The organism is Streptomyces sp. WP-1, assembly GCF_030450125.1.
Lineage (GTDB): Bacteria > Actinomycetota > Actinomycetes > Streptomycetales > Streptomycetaceae > Streptomyces > Streptomyces incarnatus.
In genome coordinates, this window is the sequence record NZ_CP123923.1 from 288,535 (window position 1) to 308,545 (window position 20,011).

The 20,011-nt window shown below is 76.1% G+C and carries 1 protein-coding gene; it reads right to left on the bottom strand.

Annotation, left to right across the window (positions count from 1 at the left end):
• Positions 1-103: 103 nt before the first annotated feature.
• Positions 104-20,002, bottom strand: coding sequence for a non-ribosomal peptide synthase/polyketide synthase (locus tag QHG49_RS00990; protein ID WP_301486883.1), 19,899 nt, complete (start codon positions 20,000-20,002; stop codon positions 104-106).
• Positions 20,003-20,011: the final 9 nt, after the last annotated feature.

Genomic DNA, 20,011 nt, shown 5'->3' on the forward strand with positions numbered 1-20,011 from the left:
CCGCGGGCGGCGGGCAGCGAGCGGCAGGCGGCCGTCGGGGCGCGGGGCGCGCGAGGCCCGTACCGGGCGGTGCGCCGGGACGGTGCCTCGTGGGGGAACGCCGTCATCGGCCTCCCCTGGCGTGCCGGGCGAGTTGGCGCAGGGCCTCGGCGAAGTCCTCCGCCACCCGGCGCACGCTCGCCGTGTCGTGGAGGCCGGGCCGGTGGTGCCAGGTGAAGGCGAGCCGGCCGTGCTGGACGGCGCCCACCACTTCCACCGGGTGCGAGCCGGGGTCCCGGGGATCGTGGTCCTGCCCGAAGGAGCCGTGTTCGGCGCGGACCAGGCCGCCGTCACCGGTCTCGGGGCGGGCGTCCCACTGGCCGAGGTAGTTGAACACCACCTGGCTGTGGGCGTGGTCGCCGAGGCGTTCACGGACCTCGGGCGGACCGAAGGTGCGCAGCGCGCCGAAGCCGATCCCGTTGCCGGGCACGGCGCGCAGCTGGCGCCGTACCGACTTCACCAGGGACCGCCAGTCGCGGTCGGGGCCGAGGTCGCCGGGGTCGGACACCTGGAGGGCGACGGGATAGACGGTGGTGAACCAGCCGACGGTGCGGGACAGGTCGACGCCGTCGAGCAGGTCCTCGCGGCCGTGCCCCTCCAGGTCGAGGCGGACGCGGTCGTGCCCGGTCCAGCGGGCCAGCGCGAGGGCGAGGGCCGCGAGCAGCACGTCGTTGACGCGGGTGCGGTAGGCGGTGGGCGCGGCGCGGAGCAGGGCGGTGGTGTCCTCCTCGCCGAGTTCCACGCTCACGGTGGCGGCCGGCCCCGCGTCGGCCCCGGGCGCGGGCGGCACGGAGGCGGGTTCGGAGCGTACGGCCTCTTCCCAGTGGGGCAGTTCGTGGTCGAGGCCGCCCTCGGCGACGTACGCGGACAGCCGGGTGGACCAGTCCCGGAAGCTGGTGCCGCGCTCCCCCAGGCCGACGGGGTCGCCCGCGCGGGCCTGCCGGTAGGCGGTCTCCAGGTCGTCGCGCAGGACGCGCCAGGAGACGGCGTCCACCACGAGGTGGTGGGCGACCAGCAGCAGGAACACGGGCCGGTCCGGGTCGCCGGTGAACAGGGCGGCGCGCAGTTGCGGGCCGTGGGCCAGGTCGAAGCCGGCGTGCAGTTCGTCGGCGGCCTTCGCCATGGCCGCGTCGGCGTCCTCGGCGGACAGTCCGCTCAGGTCGTGCCGGACGAGGATGTCCTGGCCGGGGGCGGGCGGCGGGTTGAACTGCCGCCAGCCGTGTTCGTCCCGGGTGAACCGCATGCGCAGGGCGTCGTGGTGGTCCAGCAGGGCGTCGAGCGCGGCGCGCAGCGCCTCGGGGTCGGGGGCGCCGTCGAGTTCGAGGAGCGCCGACTGGTTGAAGTGGTGGTGGGCCGCGCGGGGCTTGGTGAGGAACCACTCCTGGATCGGGGTGAGCGGCACCTCGCCGGTGACCGGGCCGTCGTCGGACGGCCGGGGCGCGGTGCGGACCACGGCGGCGAGTTCGGCGACGGTCTGGTGCGTGAACAGGTCGCGGGTGGCGACGTGCAGTCCGTCGCGGCGCAGCCGGGAGACGACCTGCATGCTGAGGATGGAGTCGCCGCCGAGCGCGAAGAAGTTGTCGTCGGCGCCGACCTCCTCGATGCCGAGGACGTCGGCCCAGATGCGGGCGACCCGGCGTTCGGTGTCGGTGCGGGGCGCGGTGCGCGGTCCGTCGGCGGCCTGCGCCGGGCCGGGGGCGGGCAGGGCGTTCCGGTCGGTCTTGCCGTTGGGGGTGAGCGGCAGCCGCTCCAGCGGTACGAACACCGACGGCACCATGTGCGGCGGCAGCAGCCCGGCGAGGTGCAGCCGCAGCTCGCTGACGGACAGCGCGGCGCCGGAGTGCTCGGGGGTGGACGGGGGCGCCGGTACGACGTAGCCGACGAGCCGGTCCGGTGCGCCGGGCATCTCCCCCGGGCGTACGACCACCACGGCGTCCCGCACCAGGGGGCTGGTGCGCAGCGCGCTCTCGATCTCGCCGGGCTCGATGCGGAAGCCGCGCAGCTTGACCTGGTCGTCGGCGCGTCCGGCGAACCTGAGCAGGCCGTCGGCGGTCCAGCGGACCAGGTCCCCGGTGCGGTACATCCGCTCCCCCGGGCCGCCGAACGGGTCGGCCACGAACCGCTGGGCGGTGAGTCCCGGCCGGCCGAGGTAGCCGCGGGCGAGGCCGGGTCCCGCGATGTACAGCTCGCCGGTCACGCCGGGCGGTACGGGGCGCAGGGCGGCGTCGAGGACATGGACGCGGGTGCTGCCGGAGGGGCGGCCGATGGGCGGCGCGCCGGTGCCGGGGGCGAGCGGTCCGGTCCAGGTGGCGACGACGGTCGCCTCGGTGGGCCCGTACGAGTTGATCATGCGGCGGCCCGGCGCCCAGGCGGCGACGAGGTCGGCGGGGCAGGCCTCCGCGCCCACGATGAGGGTGCGCAGGTGGGGCAGGGCGGCGGCGGTCTCGGGCGGGACGGTGGCGAGCGCGGCCGGCGGGATCAGCGTGTGGCTGACGCGTCGTACGGCGAGGACCTCGGCCAGCCGCTCGCCGACCAGCGGTCCCTCCTCGCCGGTCACCAGCGCGGCCCCGCTGAGCAGGGACACGCACAGTTCCAGCACGGAGGCGTCGAAGCTGGGCGAGGCGAACTGGAGCACCCGGTCGCCGGGGCCCGCCTCGTACCGTTCGGCGGCCGCGGCGGCGAAGGAGGCCAGGCCCCGGTGGGTGACGACGACGCCCTTGGGTGTGCCGGTGGAGCCGGAGGTGTAGATGACGTAGGCGGGGCGGGCGGGGGTCAGCGGGCGGGCGCGGTCGGCGTCCGTGGGCGCGGACTCCGGTCCGTCGGCCGCCCATACCCCGGCGGGGTCGTCGAGGACCAGGTGGGCGCCCGCGTCCCGGATCATGAACTCCCGTCGCTGCTCGGGGTAGTTCGGGTCGACGGGCAGGAAGGCGCCGCCGGCCTTGGCGACGGCGAGCTGGGCCACGACGGTCGCCGCCGAGCGGGGCAGCGCCAGGGCGACCACCCGCTCGGGTCCGACGCCGTCCCGGATGAGCCGGTGGGCCAGCCGGTTGGCCGCCCGGTCCACCTCGGCGTAGCTCAGCTCGCGGTCGCCGTCCACCAGCGCGACCGCGTCCGGGGTGCGGGCCGCCTGCTGTTCGAACAGGTCCGGCAGGGTGCGCTCGGGCACCGGCGGGAAGTCGCCGCGGCCCTGGTCGAGCAGTGCCTTCAGCTCGCCGTCGGAGGACAGCGGCAGGGCGCCCAGCGGGCGGTGCGGGTCGGTGGCGACGGCGTGCAGCAGGGTGCCGAGCTGACCGGCCATCCGCTCGGCCGTGGCCGGGTCGAACAGGTCGGTGTTGTAGGTGAGCAGGCCGTGCAGTTCCCCCGAGTCGCTCTCGGCGAACTCCAGGGTGAGGTCGAACGCGGCCTGGTCCGAGTCGGGTTCGACGTCGGTGACGTCCAGTCCGGGCAGGTCGAGGCCGGCGGCCGGGGTGTTCTGGAGGACGACCATGACCTGGAAGAGCGGGCTGCGGCTGGTGTCCCGGACCGGCTGCACCTCGTCGACGACCCGTTCGAAGGGCACGTCCTGGTGGGCGAAGGCGTCCAGGACGGTCCCCCGTACGGCGGTGAGGAACCCGGAGAAGGGGGTCCCCGCCTCGGCCCGGGAGCGCAGCACCAGGGTGTTCACGAAGAACCCGACGAGGGCCTGGGTCTCGGGCCGGTCGCGGCCGGAGGTGACGGTGCCGACGGCGATGTCCTCGGCACCGGAGAGCCGGGCCAGGTAGGCCTGGGCGGCGGCGACGAGCGTGGTGAACAGGGTGGTGCCGTGGTCGCGGGCGAGCCGGGTCAGGCCGCGTACGGTCCGGGCGGGCACCACCAGCCGGGCGGTGGCGCCGGCGCTGGTGCGCACCGGCGGCCGGGGCCGGTCGGTGGGCAGCTCCAGGGGGGCGGTGTCGGCCAGGTGCGCCTTCCAGTAGGCGAGGTGTTCGTCGGCGCCGGTGTCCCCGGTGGTGCGCTGCCAGTGGGCGTAGTCGGCGTACTGCACCGGGAGCGGCGGCAACGGCGCCTGGGCGACGCCGAGTTCGGCCCGGTAGTAGTGGGCGAGGTCGCCGAGCAGGACGGAGGTGGACCAGCCGTCGGTGACGATGTGGTGCAGGGCGAGGGTGAGCACGTGGTCGTCGTCGGCGAGCCGGACCAGGCCGGCCCGCAGCAGCGGGCCCTCGCGCAGGTCGAACGGCCGGGCGCGTTCGGCGGCGAGCAGGCGGCGCAGCCCGGGTTCCCGGTCGGCCGGGGCGAGACCGGTCAGGTCGTGCTCCGGCAGCGGGACCTCGCGCGGCGGGTGCACACGCTGGATGCCGTGCCCGTCGACGCTGTCGAAGGTGGTGCGCAGTGCCTCGTGCCGGGCGACCACGGCGGCGAGGGCCGCGCGGAGCGCCGCGGTGTCCGGGGTGCCGCGCAGCCGCAGGGCGAGCGCGGTGACGTACTCGGCGCCCGCGGGCTCGAACTCGTGGAGGAACCACAGGCGTTGCTGGGCGTGGGACATCGGGGCGACCGCGTCCCGGGCGACCGGGACGATGGCCGGGCGGCCGGAGCCCTGCCGGTCGCCGAGCAGCCGGGCCAGCGCCGCCGGTGTGGGGTGGGTGAACACCGCGCGGGGTGTCACCTCGGTGTCGAAGACCTCCGCGAGGCGGGAGGCGAGCCGGATGCTGAGGATCGAGTCGCCGCCCAGCTGGAAGAAGTCGTCCTCGGCACCGGGCGGTTCGCTGCCCAGCACCTCGCCGAAGACGTCCGCGGTGCGGCGCTCGGCCTCGGTGCGGGGCGCCACCCGTGCACGCCCGGGCTGGGTGTCGGGCGCGGGCAGGGCGGCGCGGTCGACCTTGCCGTTGCGGCTCAGCGGGAGGGCGTCGAGCGGGACGAAGGCGGTGGGGACGAGGTAGTCGGGCAGGGTGCGGACGGCGAAGGCCCGCAGTTCCTCGATGCCGTCGGCGGCGGGTCCGACGACGTACGCCACGAGCCGCTTGGCGCCGGGCCGGTCCTCGCGGGCCACCACGGTGATGTCGGTGATGTCCGGGTGGGCGGCGAGCGCGGCCTCGGCCTCGCCGGGCTCCACCCGGAAGCCGCGGATCTTGACCTGGTCGTCGGCGCGGCCGAGGAACTCGACGGTGCCGTCCGGCCGCCTGCGGGCCAGGTCGCCGGTGCGGTACATCCGCTCGCCGGGCGCCCCGAACGGGTCGGGGAGGAAGCGGGCGGCGGTGTCGCCGGGGCGGCCGAGGTAGCCGCGGGCGACGCCTTCCCCGGCGAGGTACAGCTCGCCCGCGCAGCCCGGCGGTACGGGCCGTAGCCGGGCGTCGAGGACGTGGACGCGCATGTCGTCGAGCGGGTGGCCGATGGGCAGGGTGTCGGGGACCGTCGCCGGGTCGGCGAGCGCGAAGGACGTGGCGAAGGTCGTCGTCTCGGTGGGGCCGTAGCCGTCCACGACGGTCAGGCCGGGGCAGGCGGTGAGGACCCGGCGCACGGCCGGGGCGGGCACCACGTCACCGCCGGTCCACACCTGCCGCAGGCCCCGGAAGCAGTCGGGGGCGTCCTGGGCGAGCAGCCGGAACAGTCCGGCGGTCAGCCACAGCGCGGTCAGCCCGCCGCCGTCGGCGTACCGGCGCAGCAGGGCGGCGTCCACGCTGCCGTCCGGCGCGACGATCACCCGGCCGCCGTTGAGGAGTGGCGCCCACACCTCGAAGGTGGCGGCGTCGAAGGCCACCGGCGAGTGCAGCAGCACCCGGTCGCACACGCCGTCGGCGAACCGGCTGTCGGTGGCGAGCGCGGCCACGTCCCGGTGCCGTACCGCGACCGCCTTGGGCAGGCCGGTGGAGCCGGAGGTGAACATCACGTAGGCCAGCCGGTCGGGGTCGGCGGCCGGGAGGTGCTGTGCGGCGCTGCCGGTCCGGGCGGCGGCCACGTCGGCGGCGGTGAGCCGGACCGTCGCGCCGGCCCCGTCGAGCAGGGTGCGGCGGCGTTCCTCGGGGGCGCGGGTGTCGACGGGCAGGTAGGCGCCGCCGGCCATGAGCACGGCGAGCTGGGCGACGACGAGTTCGGCGGAGCGGTCCAGGAGCAGCGCCACCCGGTCCTCGGCCGCGAGCCCGTCCGCCAGCAGCCGGGCGGCCAGCGCGGCGGCCCGGTCGTGCAGCTGCCGGTAGGTCAGTTCCCGGTCGCCGTCCTGGACCGCGACGGCGTCGGGGGTGCGCCGGGCCTGGTCGGCGAACAGGTCGACCGGGCTGCGCGGGTCGGCCCGCCGGGCGGTGGTGTTCCAGGCGGCGAGCAGTGCGCGGTCGGCCGGGACGAGCAGGTCGAGCCCGTCCAGGCCGGTGTCGAAGCCGTCGGCGAGGGCGGTCAGCAGCGCGGCCAGGCGGTCCGCGGCGCGCTCGGCGGTGGCGGGGTCGAACAGGGCGGGGTCGTAGGCGAGGTCGAAACCGAGCCGTTCGGCGAGGTGGGCGCGCAGGCACCAGGGGAAGGTGGTGGCGTCGTCGGCGCGCACCTCCTCGACCCGGACGCCGGTACGGGCCGTCGCCGACTCGTCCACGGGGTAGTTCTCGAAGACCAGCATGCTGTCGAACAGGAACTCGCCGGGCGGGACTTCGCTCATGGCCTGGATGCGGGGCAGGGCGAGGAAGTCGAAGCGGCGGGCGTCGCTCTGCCGTTCCTGGAGGCCGCGCAGCCACGGCAGGACCGGTCCGGAGGGGATCCGGACCCGGGTCGGCACGGTGTTGATGAACATGCCGATCATGCCTTCGACGCCCGGCAGTTCGGCCGGACGGCCGGAGACCGTGGTGCCGAACACCACGTCGTCCTGGCCGCTGGAGCGGGCCAGCAGCAGGGCCCAGGCGCCCTCCAGGACGGTGTTGACGGTGAGTCCGGCGCGTGCGGCGCTCTCCCGCAGCCTGCGCGAGACGTCCGCGTCCAGCTCGTGGTGGACGGCGGCGGCCGACCGGGCGCGGTGGGCCTCGGCGGGCGTGCGGTCGTACGGCAGCGGGGTGCGGGCGGTGAAGCCGGACAGCGCCTCGGACCAGTGCCGTTCGGCCGCCGTCTCGTCCTGGGCGGCGAGCCAGTGCAGGAAGTCCGCGAACGGCCGTCGGGCCGGGGGCGCCGGGTCCGGGCCGCCGGTGAGGGCGGCGTAGCGTTCGCACACCTCGGTGAGCAGCTGCCCGGTGCTCCAGCCGTCCAGGACGATGTGGTGGGTGGACCACACCAGCAGGACCTCGTCGCCGGGCAGGGCGGCCAGGGTGAGCCGGGTGAGGGGTGCGGTGGTGAGGTCCATGCCGGCCGCGCGGTCCTCGGCGAGCAGCCGCTCGGTGGCCGCCGCGCGCTGTGCGGGTGTCAGGGCGCGCCAGTCGAGCCGGGTGACGGGCAGTTCGGCGTGCCGGTGGACCACCTGGACGGGGTGGGGCAGGCCGTGCCAGTGCACGGAGCCGCGCAGGGCCGGGGTGCGGTCCGCGATCTGCTGCCAGGCGGTGGCGAAGGCCCCCGGGTCGGCCACTCCGGCGAGCCGTACGGCCGTGCGGTCGAAGTAGGCGTGCTCGGTGTCCACGAGGCCGTGGAAGAGCATGCCGGCCTGGAGCGGGGTGAGCGGCAGGACGTCCTCGACGTCCCGGCCGGTGCCGATGAGCCGGTCCAGCTGGTCCTGGGCGAGCCCGGCGAGCGGGAAGTCGGAGGGTGTGCGGCCGCCCGCCGTGGGCTGGGCGCAGTGGGCCACGATGTCCCGCAGCGCGGCGAGGGTCTCCTCGGCGAGCCGGCGGACGGTGTCCTCGTCGTGGACGGCCGCCGGGTAGGTCCAGCCGAACTCCAGGCGCCCGTCCTGGACGACCCCGGTGATGTCCAGCACGTAGGGGCGGGGTTCGTCCGGGTCGGTGTCGCGGCCGGCCGGGGGCAGGGCGCCGCGGACCAGGCCGCCGCCGTCGGCGTTGCCGGTGTCCCACTGGCCGTGGTAGTTGAAGCCGATCTGCGGGGCCGGGGCGCCGGTCAGCGGGCTGCCGGGGACGAGGCGGCGCAGGGCGCCGTGGCTCAGTCCGTGCAGCGGCACCGCGCGCAGCTGCTCCTTGACCGAGCGGAGGGTGTCGTGCCACCCGGCGTCGGGGTCGGTGGTGAGGGCGAGCGGGTACTCGGCGGTGAACCAGCCGACGGTCCGCGACAGGTCGGCGTCCTCGAACAGGTCCTCCCGGCCGTGTCCCTCCACGCCCAGCAGCACGGTGCCGTGCCCGCACCAGCGGGCCAGGGTGCGGCCGAGGGCGCTGAGCAGCACGTCGTTGACCTGGGTGCGGTAGGTGTCCGGGACCTTGCGCAGCAGGGCGTCGGTGGTCGCGGCGTCCAGGGTGACCGTGAGGGTGGCGGCGGTGCCGTGGGTGTTGGGGCCGGGGCGGCCCGCGGGCAGGGCGGCGGGGGCGTCGGCGGTGCGTGTCCAGTACGCCAGGTCGGCGTCCAGGGCACCGGAGCGGGTGTGCCGGTCGAGCCGGGTGGCCCATTGGGTGAACGAGGTTCCGGTGGCGGGGAGTTCGACGGGCCGGCCGGCCGCGGCAGCCCGGTGGGCGGTCTCCAGGTCGGCCAGCAGGATGCGCCAGGAGACGCCGTCGATCACCAGGTGGTGGGCGGTGATGACGAGCTGGGGCGCCTGTGCCGGGCCCCGGTCGAAGAACAGGGCGCGCACGACGCGGCCCTCGACGGGGTCGAGCGCGGACTGCGCCTCGTCGGTGAGCCGCTGGACCTCGGCCTCCAGTGCGGCGCCGGTGAGCGCGGCCGTGTCGTGGTGGCTGAAGACGCCGTCCGGTGCCTGCGGCAGGGCTTCCTGGCGCCAGCCGTCGGCGGTGCGGTGGAACCGGGTGCGCAGGGCCGCGTGGTGGCGCACGAGGGCGTCGACGGCCTCACGGACGGCCGACTCGCTTATGCCGGGGGCGAGTTCGAGGCGCTGGGTCATGGTGAAGCGGAGCCGGTCCCCGGGGTCGCGGCCGTCGAGGTACCAGTGCTGGATCGGGGTGAGCGGTGCCTCGCCGGTCTGCTCGGCGGCGACGGACCGGGGCGCCGACTCCTCGGTGCGCAGGGCCAGTTCGGCGATGGTCTGGTGACGGAAGACGTCCTTGGTGGTGAGGGCGAGTCCGGCCTGCCGGGCGCGGGCGACGATCTGGATGCTCAGGATGGAGTCGCCGCCGAGCGCGAAGAAGTTGTCACGGGTGCCGACCCGTTCGACGCCGAGGACCTGGGCCCAGATCGCGGCCAGGCGTTCCTCGGCGCCGGGCCGGGGGGCGACGTAGGGGGTGGTGCTGTCGGGCTGCGCGGGCGGGGCGGGCAGGGCGCGCCGGTCGGTCTTGCCGCTGGTGGTGCGCGGGATGCGGGCCAGCGGGACGAACGCGGTGGGCACCATGTGGTCGGGCAGGGTGCGGCGCAGCGCGAGGCGCAGGTCGTCGGCGGACGGGACGCGGTCGCCGGCCGGCACCACGTAGCCGACGAGGATGAAGCGCCCCGCGTGTTCGCGTGCGGCGACGGCGGCGTCGGTGATGTCCGGGTGGCCGAGGAGGGCGGCCTCCACCTCGCCGGGCTCGATGCGGAACCCGCGGATCTTGACCTGCTCGTCCACCCGGCCGAGGAACTCCAGCAGCCCGTCCCGGTCCCAGCGGGCCCGGTCCCCGGTGCGGTACATCCGCTCGCCCGGCGCCCCGAACGGGTCGGCGACGAAGCGGGCGGCGGTGAGGCCGGGCCGGTTCAGGTAGCCGCGGGCGACCTGGGCCCCGGCCAGGTACAGCTCGCCGGGTACCCCGGGCGGCACCGGGCGCAGGGCGCCGTCGAGCACATAGGCGCGCAGGTTGCCGCCGGGGCGGCCGATGACGGGCCGGTCGGGGCGGTCGGCGACGCGGCCGTAGACGGCGTCGACGGTGCATTCGGTGGGGCCGTACATGTTGTACACGGCGATCCCCGACTCCCGCTCCACCCGCGCGAGTTCGCGCCAGTCGGCCGGGGTGACGGCCTCGCCGCCGACGAGCAGCAGGCCCGGGTGGTGGCGGCCGGGGGCCAGCAGGCCGGCGGAGGTCAGCTCCCGCAGGAAGGAGGGGGTGACGTTCACCAGGTCGAGCCGGCGGTCGGCGACCTGGGCGCAGAACGCCTCTGGGTCCAGGCGTACGTCCTCGTCGATGAGGTGCACCTCGTGGCCGAGGGCGAGCAGCAGCGGCCCTTCCCAGGAGGTGTCGAAGGAGAAGGAGGCGCTGAGCGCGGCGCGCAGCCGGCGGCCGTCGCCGGTGTGCGGGGCGAGCAGGCCCCTCTCGTGGTCGTGGCACAGGTTGACCAGCTGCCGGTGTTCGACGGCGACGCCCTTGGGCCGGCCGGTGGAGCCGGAGGTGTAGATGACGTAGGCGGTGTGCCCGGGCAGCAGGGGCCGGACGCGGTCGGCGTCGGTCGGGTCGTGGGCGGGCAGCCGGTCCCAGGGCACTTCGGCGAGGTCGGCGAGCAGGGTGTGCGGACGGGCGTCGGCCAGCAGGAAGTCCGCCCGTTCCTTCGGGAGTTCGGGATCGAGGCTGAGCAGGGCGGCGCCCGCCTTGGCGACCGCGAGCAGCGCGATCACCTGCTCGGAGGTGCGCGGGAGGCGTACGGCGACGATGTCCTCGGGGCCGGCGCCCTGGGCGATGAGGTGGTGGGCGAGCCGGTTGGCGCGCTCGTCGAGCGTGGCGAAGTCGAGGGTGGTGTCGCGGGCGACCAGGGCGGTGTGGTGCGGGGTGCGGGCGGCCCGGGCCTCGAACAGGGCGGGGAAGGTGGTGTCCGGCTCGGGCAGCCGGACGCCCTCGCCGTGGCGGAGCACCTGCCGCCGTTCGTCGTCGGTCATCAGGGGCAGCGCGCCGACGGCCCGCTCCGGGGCCTCGGTGGCGGCCTCCAGCAGGACGCGCAGCCGGCCGGCCAGGCGCTCGGCGGTGTCGCGGTCGAAGAGCCCGGTGTTGTACTCCAGATAGCCGGTCAGACCACTGTCGGTCTCGACGAAGTCGAAGGCCAGGTCGAAGGTGGCGTTGCGGACCGGCGGGGTGACCGGCTCGGCGGTCAGACCGGGCAGCCGGGGCGGCTCGGCGTCGAGGTTGTGCAGGGCGACCATGACCTGGAACAGCGGGGTGCGGCTGGTGTCCCGCTCGGGCTGGACGGCGTCCACCACCCGCTCGAAGGGCACCTCCTGGTGGGCGAACGCGTCCAGGACGGTCGTGCGGACCTCGGACAGCAGCTCACGGAAGGGCAGTTCGGGACGGACCCGGGAGCGCAGCACCAGGGTGTTGACGAACATGCCGACCACGTCGTGCAGTTCGGGCCGGTCGCGTCCCGCGGTCACGGTGCCGACGGTGATGTCCTCCTGTCCGGCCCAGCGCGCGAGCAGGATCTGGCAGGCCGCCACCAGCGTCATGTACAGGGTGGCGTCGGCCTCCCGGCCGCGCTCGCGCAGCCGCCCGGTCAGCGCGGCGGGCAGGGTGAAGGTCACCAGGTCGCCGTCGCGGGTGCGGACCGCCGGGCGCGGCCGGTCGGTGGGCAGTTCCAGCGGGGTGACACCGTCCAGGGCTTCTCGCCAGTGGGCGAGTTCGGTCTCGGCCCGGTCGGCGCGGGCCCGCTGCCAGGCGGCGTGGTCGGCGTAACGGACGGGCAGCGCGGGCAGTTCGGGGCGACGGTCCGCGAGGGCCGCCGCGTACAGCTCGCTCAGGTCACGGCCGAGCACGCCGATGGACCAGCCGTCGGTGACGATGTGGTGCACGGCCAGGACGAGGACGTGGTCGTCGGCGGCCAGCCGGGCCAGGCGGGCGCGCAGCAGCGGTCCGGTGGTCAGGTCGAAGGGGGTGGCGGCCACCCGCTCCAGGAAGCCGTCCAGGGCCGTGATGTCCGGGAGTTCGGTCACCGGCAGGTCGACGGGCCGCGCCGGTTGGACGATCTGCCGGGCCTGCCCGTCGTGTTCGGCGAACGTGGTGCGCAGGGTCTCGTGCCGGGCGACCAGGCCGTCCAGGGCGGCGCCGAGGGCGGCGGTGTCCAGCGGGCCGCGCAGCCGCAGCGCGGACAGGGTGGTGTACTCGGTGCTGCCGGGTTCGAACCGGTCGAGGAACCACAGGCGTTGCTGCGCGTACGACAGCGGCGCGGGGGTGTCCGCGGGGAGGGCCGGGATGACGTCGGCGGTGTGCGCGGCCCCCGCCGGTTCGCCGAGCGCGGTCGCGAGGTCGGACAGCGTGGAGTGGGTGAACAGCAGCCGGGGCGAGACGTCGGTGCCGAAGGCGGCGCGCAGCCGGGAGGTGACCCGCACGGCGAGGATGGAGTCGCCGCCGAGGGCGAAGAAGTCGTCGTCGGCGCCGACCTCGTCGGTGTCCAGGACGTCCGTCCAGGCGGCGGCGACCAGCCGTTCGGCGGGGGTGCGCAGCGGGGTCCGCTCGCGGTCGGCGGCGAAGCCGTCGGGGCCGGGGGCGGGCAGGGCGCGCCGGTCGAGCTTGCCGTTCACGGTGAGCGGCAGCGCGGCCATCGGTACGTAGGCCGCCGGCACCATGTGCGCGGGCAGCAACGCCTCCAGGTGGGCGCGCAGTTCGGCGGCGGGCGGCGGTGGCGCGGTGCGGTCGCCGGAGCCGGTGCCGACGACGTGGGCGACCAGGCGGCGGGTCCCGGTGGCGTCCTCGTACACGCCGACGGCGGCGGCGCCCACGCCCGGGTGGGTGTGCAGGGCGGCCTCGATCTCGCCGGGTTCGATGCGGTAGCCGCGGATCTTCACCTGCTGGTCGGCGCGGCCGAGGTACTCCAGGGAGCCGTCGGCCCGGCGGCGGGCCCGGTCCCCGGTGCGGTACATGCGGGTGCCGGGCCGTCCGAACGGGTCGGCGAGGAACCGGGTCGCGGTGAGGCCGGGCCGGTTCAGGTAGCCGCGCGCCAGGCCCTCGCCCGCGACGAACAGCTCGCCGACGGCGCCGGGGGGCACGGGCCGCAGCAGGTCGTCCAGCACATGCACCCGCAGGTCCGGGATGCCGGTGCCGATGGGGCTCGCGGCCCCGGTGCGGGCGGTGAAGCGGTCCAGCGGGGCGTAGGTGACGTGCACGGTGGTCTCGGTGATGCCGTACATGTTCACCAGGCGCGGCGCGGTGTCCGGGTGGCGCAGGTACCAGTCGGCGAGCCGGTCCACGTCCAGTGCCTCACCGCCGAAGATCACCGTGCGCAGGGCCAACCGGGCGCTGACGTCGGGGAGTTCGGCGTCCGCCCGGACCAGCGGGTAGAACGCGGAGGGGGTCTGGTTGAGGACGGTGACCCGTTCGTCGGCGAGCAGCCGCAGGAAGTCCTCCGGGGAGCGCGCGGTGTCCTCGGGGACGATCACCAGCCGGCCGCCGTGCAGCAGCGGGCCCCACAGCTCCCACACGGAGAAGTCGAAGGCGTAGGAGTGGAACAGCGTCCACACGTCGTCGGGGCCGAAGTCGAACCAGTGCCGGGTGCGGCCGAACAGGCGGACCACGTTGGCGTGCGGGACGACGACGCCCTTGGGCCGGCCGGTGGAGCCGGAGGTGTAGATGGCGTAGGCGGGGCTGTCGGGCAGGGCGCGGCGGGCCGGGCCGGTGGCCGGGCGGCGGGCCAGGTCGGCGCGGACCCCGGGGTCGTCCAGCGGCAGCAGGGGTACGACGGGGCCGCCCTCGGCCCCGCCGGTGGTCACGAGCGCCACCGGGGCGGCGTCGGCGAGCAGGTGCCGTACCCGTTCGGCGGGCAGCCGGGGGTCGATGGGCAGGTACGCGGCGCCGGTCTTCAGCACGGCGAGGACGGCCACCACGAGGTCGGTGGAGCGGGGCAGTGCCAGGGCCACGAACGTCTCGGGTCCGGCGCCGAGTTCGGCGAGCCGGTGGGCGAGCTGTCCGGAGCGCGCGTCGAGGGTGGCGTAGTCGAGCCGGTCGGTGCCGCAGCTGACGGCCTCGGCGCCGGGCGTGCGGGCGGCCTGGGCGGTGAAGAGGCCGTCCAGGGTGTCGGTGGGCCGGCCCTCCTCGGTGCCGTTCCACTCGGCCGGGAGGCGCCGCCGTTCCTCGGCGGTGATCCAGGCGAGGTCGCGCACCGGCCGCTCCGGGTCCTCGGCCAGCTCGGTGAGCAGCAGGCACAGCCGGTCGGCGACGTCCCGTACGGTCGCGGGTTCGAAGAGCTGCGGGTCGTAGGCGAGGTCGAAGCCGAACCGGTCGCCCTGGTAGGCGCGCAGCACGAGCGCGTAGTTGGTGGCGTCGCGGGCGGAGACGTCCGCCAGGCGTATCCCGGTGCCGTCCGAACGGGCCTCGTCGAAGGGGTAGTTCTCGAAGGCGACCATGCTGTCGAACAGGGGGCTGCCGGACGGCACGTCGCTCAGCGCGGTCAGCTCGGCGAGGGACACCGCCGCGAACCGCCGTGCGTCGGCCTGTGCTTCCTGGAGTTCCCTGAGCCAGGCGGTGGCGGTACGGCGGCCGTCGACGCGGACGCGGGTGGGCAGGGTGTTGATGAACATGCCGACCATCGACTCGACGCCGGGCAGGTCGTCGGGGCGCCCGGAGACGGTGGTGCCGAACAGCACGTCCGGCTCGGCGCTGTAGCGGGACAGCAGCAGCGCCCAGGCGCCCTGCACCACGGTGCCGAGGGTGAGCCCGGCGGCGCGGGCGGTGCGGGCCAGCCGCGCGGAGACCTCGTCGGACAGACCGGCCGTGTGCAGGCCGCCGGAGCGGGTCTCGTGTCCCGGGCGCCGGGTCCGGTCGGCGGGCAGCGGGGTGGGGGTGGCGAACCCGGCGAGGACGTCCCGCCAGTGCGCGCGGGCCGCCGCGCCGTCCTGCCCGGCGAGCCAGCGCACATAGTCGCCGAACGGCCGGCGGGCCGGGGGCCGGGGCGCGGTGCCGGTGGTCAGCGCCGTGTACTCGGCGAACACCTCGGTGAGGACCTGGGCCAGGCTCCAGCCGTCCAGGATGAGGTGGTGGGAGGTCCACAGCAGGTGCAGCCGGTCCCCGGGCAGCCGGACGAGGGTGAGCCGCATCAGCGGGGCGGCGGTGAGGTCCAGCCCCCGCGCGAGGTCGTCGGCGCGCAGCCGGTCCCAGCGCGCGTCCCGCTCCGCCGGGTCCAGCTCGCGCCAGTCCACCTGCTCGACGGGCACGGTGACCTGGCGGTGCACGACCTGGAGCGGGACCGGCACGCCCTCCCACACCACGGAGGTGCGCAGGGCGGGGGTGCGGTCGGTGACCCGCTGCCAGGCCAGGGCGAGCGCACCGGGGTCGGTGACGCCTTCCAGGAGCAGCGCGGCCTGGTCGACGTAGACGTCGTCGGGTCCGCCGACCAGCCGGTGGAAGAGCATGCCCTCCTGGAGCGGGGTGAGCGGCAGCAGGTCCTCGGTGTCCCGGCCGTCGCCGGCGATGCGGTCCACCGCGGCCTGGTCGAGGCGGGCCAGCGGGAAGTCGGAGGGGGTACGGCCGCCCGCGCCGGGGCGCGCGCAGTGCTCGGCGAGGGCGCCGAGGGCCCCCACCATGCCGTCGGCCAGCCGCCGTACGGTGTCGGCCCGGTGCACCTGGTCGCTGTAGTGCCAGGTGATCTCCAGCTCGCCGTCGGCGACCAGCGCGGACACGTCCAGCAGGTGGTCGAGCGGCTCATCGGGGTCGGTGTCCCGGCCGGGCACGTCGGCGGCGGGCGCGAAGTCGCCGCCGCCGGGCGCCTCCCACTGGCCGTGGTAGGTGAAGCAGACCTGGGGCAGCGGGAGTTCGCCGAGGGCGCGGGCCTCCGGGCGGGGCGAGCCGAGGTGCGCGAGCGCCTGGTAGCCGAGGCCGCGCCGGGGCACGGCCCGCAGCCGCTCCTTGACGGCCTTGAGGGTGCTCCCCCAGTCGTCCGGTGCGGCCGGGGTCAGGGTGACCGGGTACTGGGTGGTGAACCAGCCCACCGTGCGGGACAGGTCGGTGCCCTCGGCCAGGTCCTCCTCGCGGCCGTGGCCCTCCAGCGCGACGGTCACCCGGTCGGTGCCCGTCCAGTCGGCCAGCACCCGGCCGAGCGCGCTCAGCAGGACGTCGTTGACCTGGGTGCGGTACACCCCCGGGACGCGGCGCAGCAGCGCCTCGGTGGTGGCGCGGTCCACGCGGGTGCGGACGGTGCGCACGGATCCGGCGAGCGGGGTGCCGGGCAGGTCGACGGGGAGCGGGCTGCGGGGCTGCGCCACCTCCTGTGTCCAGTAGGGCAGGTCGTCGTCGAGGTCGCCGGCGCGTACCAGGTCGGCCAGTTCGCGTGCCCAGTCGGCGAACGCGGTGTGCTCGGGCTCGGGCCGGGACTCCTCCCCCGCCGCCGCCTGCCGGTAGGCCTCCGCCAGGCCGGTGAGCAGCACCCGCCAGGAGACGCTGTCGACGGCCAGGTGGTGGGCGGTGAGGAAGAGCCGCGGACGCTGCCCGCCGGTGAGCAGGGCCGCGCGCAGCAGGGTGCCGGTGGCCGGGTCGAGGGCCGCGCGGGCCTGCTCGGCGGCCTCGGCGGGCGGGGTGCCGGGGGCGTGGCGGGTCAGTGGCGGGGTGTCCGGGCCGGCGCCGGGGTGCTGGAGCCAGGTGTCACCGGAGCGGACGAAGCGGGTGCGCAGGGCCGGGTGCCGGGCGACCAGGGCGGCCAGCGCCTGTTCCAGCGCCCGCTCGTCGAGGTCGTACGGCAGGTCGAGCAGCATCGACATGCTGAAGTGCCGCAGCGGGCCGTGTGTGGCGAAGAACCACTCCTGGACCGGGGTGAGCGGGGCGGGTCCCTCCTGCCGCGGGCGGCGGGGCGCCGGCACGGCGGCGGTGCGCAGGCTCGCGGCGGCGGCCAGATCGGCGACGGTCTGGTGCCGGAAGACGTCCTGCGAGCCGATCCGCAGCCCGGCGGCACGGGCCCGGGAGACGGCCTGGATGCTCAGGATCGAGTCGCCGCCCAGTTCGAAGAAGTTGTCCGTGACCCCGACGCGGTCCACCCCCAGCACCTCGGCCCAGACGGCCGCGAGGGTCTCCTCCTCGGGGGTGCGGGGGGCGACGAACTCCCTCTCCACGTCCGGGGTTTCCGGTGCGGGCAGGGCACGGCGGTCCAGCTTGCCGCTGGTGGTCAGCGGCAGTGTGTCCAGGGCGGTGAAGGAGGACGGCACCCAGGCGTCGGGCAGGACGCGGCGCAGGGCGGCCCGCAGTTCGGCGGGGACGGGCCGGGGGGCGCCGGGCGCGGGCACGACGTAGGCCGCGAGGCGGGTGTGCCCGTGCGCGTCGGGCACGGCGACGACCGCGGCGGCGGTGAGGCCGTCCAGCGCGAGCAGCGCGGCCTCGATCTCGCCGGGCTCGATGCGGTGGCCGCGCACCTTGACCTGGTCGTCGGCGCGCCCGAGGTAGTCGAGGCGGCCGTCGGCGGTCCAGCGGGCCAGGTCGCCGGTGCGGTACATGCGGGTGCCGGCCGGGCCGTACGGGTCGGGCAGGAACCGGGTGGCGGTCAGACCGGGGCGGCCGGTGTAGCCCCGGGCCAGCTGGCCGCCCGCGAGGTACAGTTCGCCGCCGACCCCGGGCGGTACCGGCTGGAGCCGGTCGTCCAGCACATAGGCCCGCACACCGAGCAGCGGTCGGCCCACCAGCGGGCGGTCCCCGCCGTCGATGCGGCAGGACAGCGCGTCCACGGTGCACTCGGTGGGGCCGTAGAAGTTGTGGGCGGCCACGTCCGGGTGGGCGGCCAGCTCCCGCCACAGCGCGGGTCCGACCGCCTCACCGCCGAGCATGAGGACGCGGGGGTGGTGCCGGGGGTCGGTGAGCAGCCCGGCGGGCAGCAGTTGCCGCAGGTAGGAGGGGGTGACGTCGAGGAAGTCCACGCGGTGCTCGACGACGTACTCGACCAGGGCGGCCGGGTCCATCCGGGTCACCTCGTCGACCAGGTGCAGGGGATGGCCGTCGGCCATCAGCAGCACGCCCTCCAGGGAGGTGTCGAAGGAGAACGAGGCGGTGAGCGCGACCCTGAGCGGGCCGCCGCCCGCCTCGGCGACGAAGCCCGCCCGGTGCGCCGCGAGCAGGTGCGCCGCCGAGCGGTGGGACACGGCGACGCCCTTGGGGCGGCCGGTGGAGCCGGAGGTGTGGATGACGTACGCGGTGTGGTCCGGGTCCAGCGGGGCGCGCCGGTCGGCGTCGGTCGGGTCGGTGTCCGGGGCGGTCGCGGGTACGGCGCGCAGGGCGGCCTCGTCCAGCACCAGGGCCGGACGGGCGTCGTCCAGCAGGTACCGGACGCGTTCCTCGGGCAGGGCGGTGTCGAGCGGGAGGTAGCCGGCGCCGGACTTCCAGACGGCGAGGATCGCGGTGATCATGTCGGCGGTGCGCGGCAGCCGCAGCGCGACCAGCCGCTCCGGTCCGGCGCCGCGTGCGATGAGGTGGTGGGCGAGCCGGTTGGCGCGGGCGTTGAGCGTGCCGTAGTCGAGCCGTTCGCCGCCCGCGACGAGGGCGAGGGCGCCCGGGGTGCGGGCGGCACGGCGTTCGAACAGCTCCGCGTGGAGGGCGTCGGGCTCGGGCTGGTGCGGGCCGGGGTTCCCGAAGGCGAGGACCTGGCGTATCCCGGCCTCGGACAGGAGCGGCAGGGTGCCCAGCGGGCGGTCCGGGGTGGCGGTGGCGCCCTCCAGCAGGCGCAGCAGCTGTCCGGCCAGCCGTTCGGCCGTGGCCGCGTCGAACAGGTCGGTGCGGTACTCCAGCAGTCCGGTCAGGCCTTCGCCGTCCGGTACGAACTCCACGCTGAGGTCGAAGGTGGCCGCCTGCCGGGGCACGTCGACCGGGCTGGTGGCGAGGCCGTGCGGGGCGGTCGCGGCGGGCGGGTCGGGGTGCAGCAGGACGAGGACGTCGAACAGCGGGTTGCGGCCGGCCTCGCGGGGTGCGCCGACCGCCTCCACGACCCGTTCGAACGGCGTGTCGCCGTGCGCGAAGGCGTCGTTGACGGTGTCGGCGGCCCGCTCCAGCAGCGCCCGGAACGAGCCGGAGCGGTCCACCGCGGTGCGCAGCACGACGGTGTTCACGAAGAAGCCGACCGTGCGTTCCAGTTCGGTGCGGGAGCGGCCGGGGGTCAGGGAGCCGACGGTGATGTCGTCCTGCCCCGACCAGCGGGCCAGCAGGGCCTGCGTCGCCGCGACCAGGGCGGTGTGCAGGGTGCTGTGCTGCTCCCGGGCGAGGGCGCGCAGCCGGGTGGTGAGCGCGGCGGGGACGGTGAAGGTGTGGACGGCGCCGGTGCCCGCCTCCTCGCCGCGCCGGGGCCGGTCCAGGGGCAGTTCCGGTGCCACCGCGCCGGTCAACCGCTTCTTCCAGTGCGCGAGTTGGTCGTCGAGCCGGGCGCCCGAGAGCTGTTCGCGCTGCCATACGGCGAAGTCCGGGTACTGCGTGGCCACCGGCGGCAGCTGCGGTGCGGCACCCCGGGCGAGGGCGTCGTAGGCGGTGCACAGCTCGTCCAGGACGACGCCCATGGACCAGCCGTCGGTGACGATGTGATGAGCCGTCAGCAGCAGGACATGCGCGGTGGCGGACTCGCGCAGCAGCAGGGCGCGCAGCAGCGGACCCTGCCGCAGGTCGAAGGGGCGGGCGTACTCCGCCCTCAGGTCCGCGTCCAGGTCGGCGGTGTCCCGGACCGGGAGCGGCACCGGGCCCGCCGGGTGCACCCGCTGGGCCGGACGGCCGTCGGTCTCCTCGAAGGTGGTGCGCAGCCCCTCGTGCCGGGCCACGACGGCGGCCAGGGCGGCCTCCAGGGCCGCCCGGTCCAGCGGGCCGGTGAAGCGGACCGCGACCGCGCTGTTGTAGCGGGGGTCGCCGGGCGTGAGCCGGTCCAGGAACCACAGGCGCTGCTGGGCGAAGGACAGCGGCAGCGGGCGGTCCCGGTCGGCGCGCGGGATGCCCTGCCGGGCGGCCGGGGCGGTGCCGCCGGCCCGCCCGGCGAGTCGGCGGCGCAGTGCCTCCCGCATCTGCTCGGGCAGTGCCTCGGCGCGGTCCCGCCGGGAGGGACGGGCGGGGCCGGAGGGGTTCGAAGGGGTCGAAGACGTCATGGTCGTCGG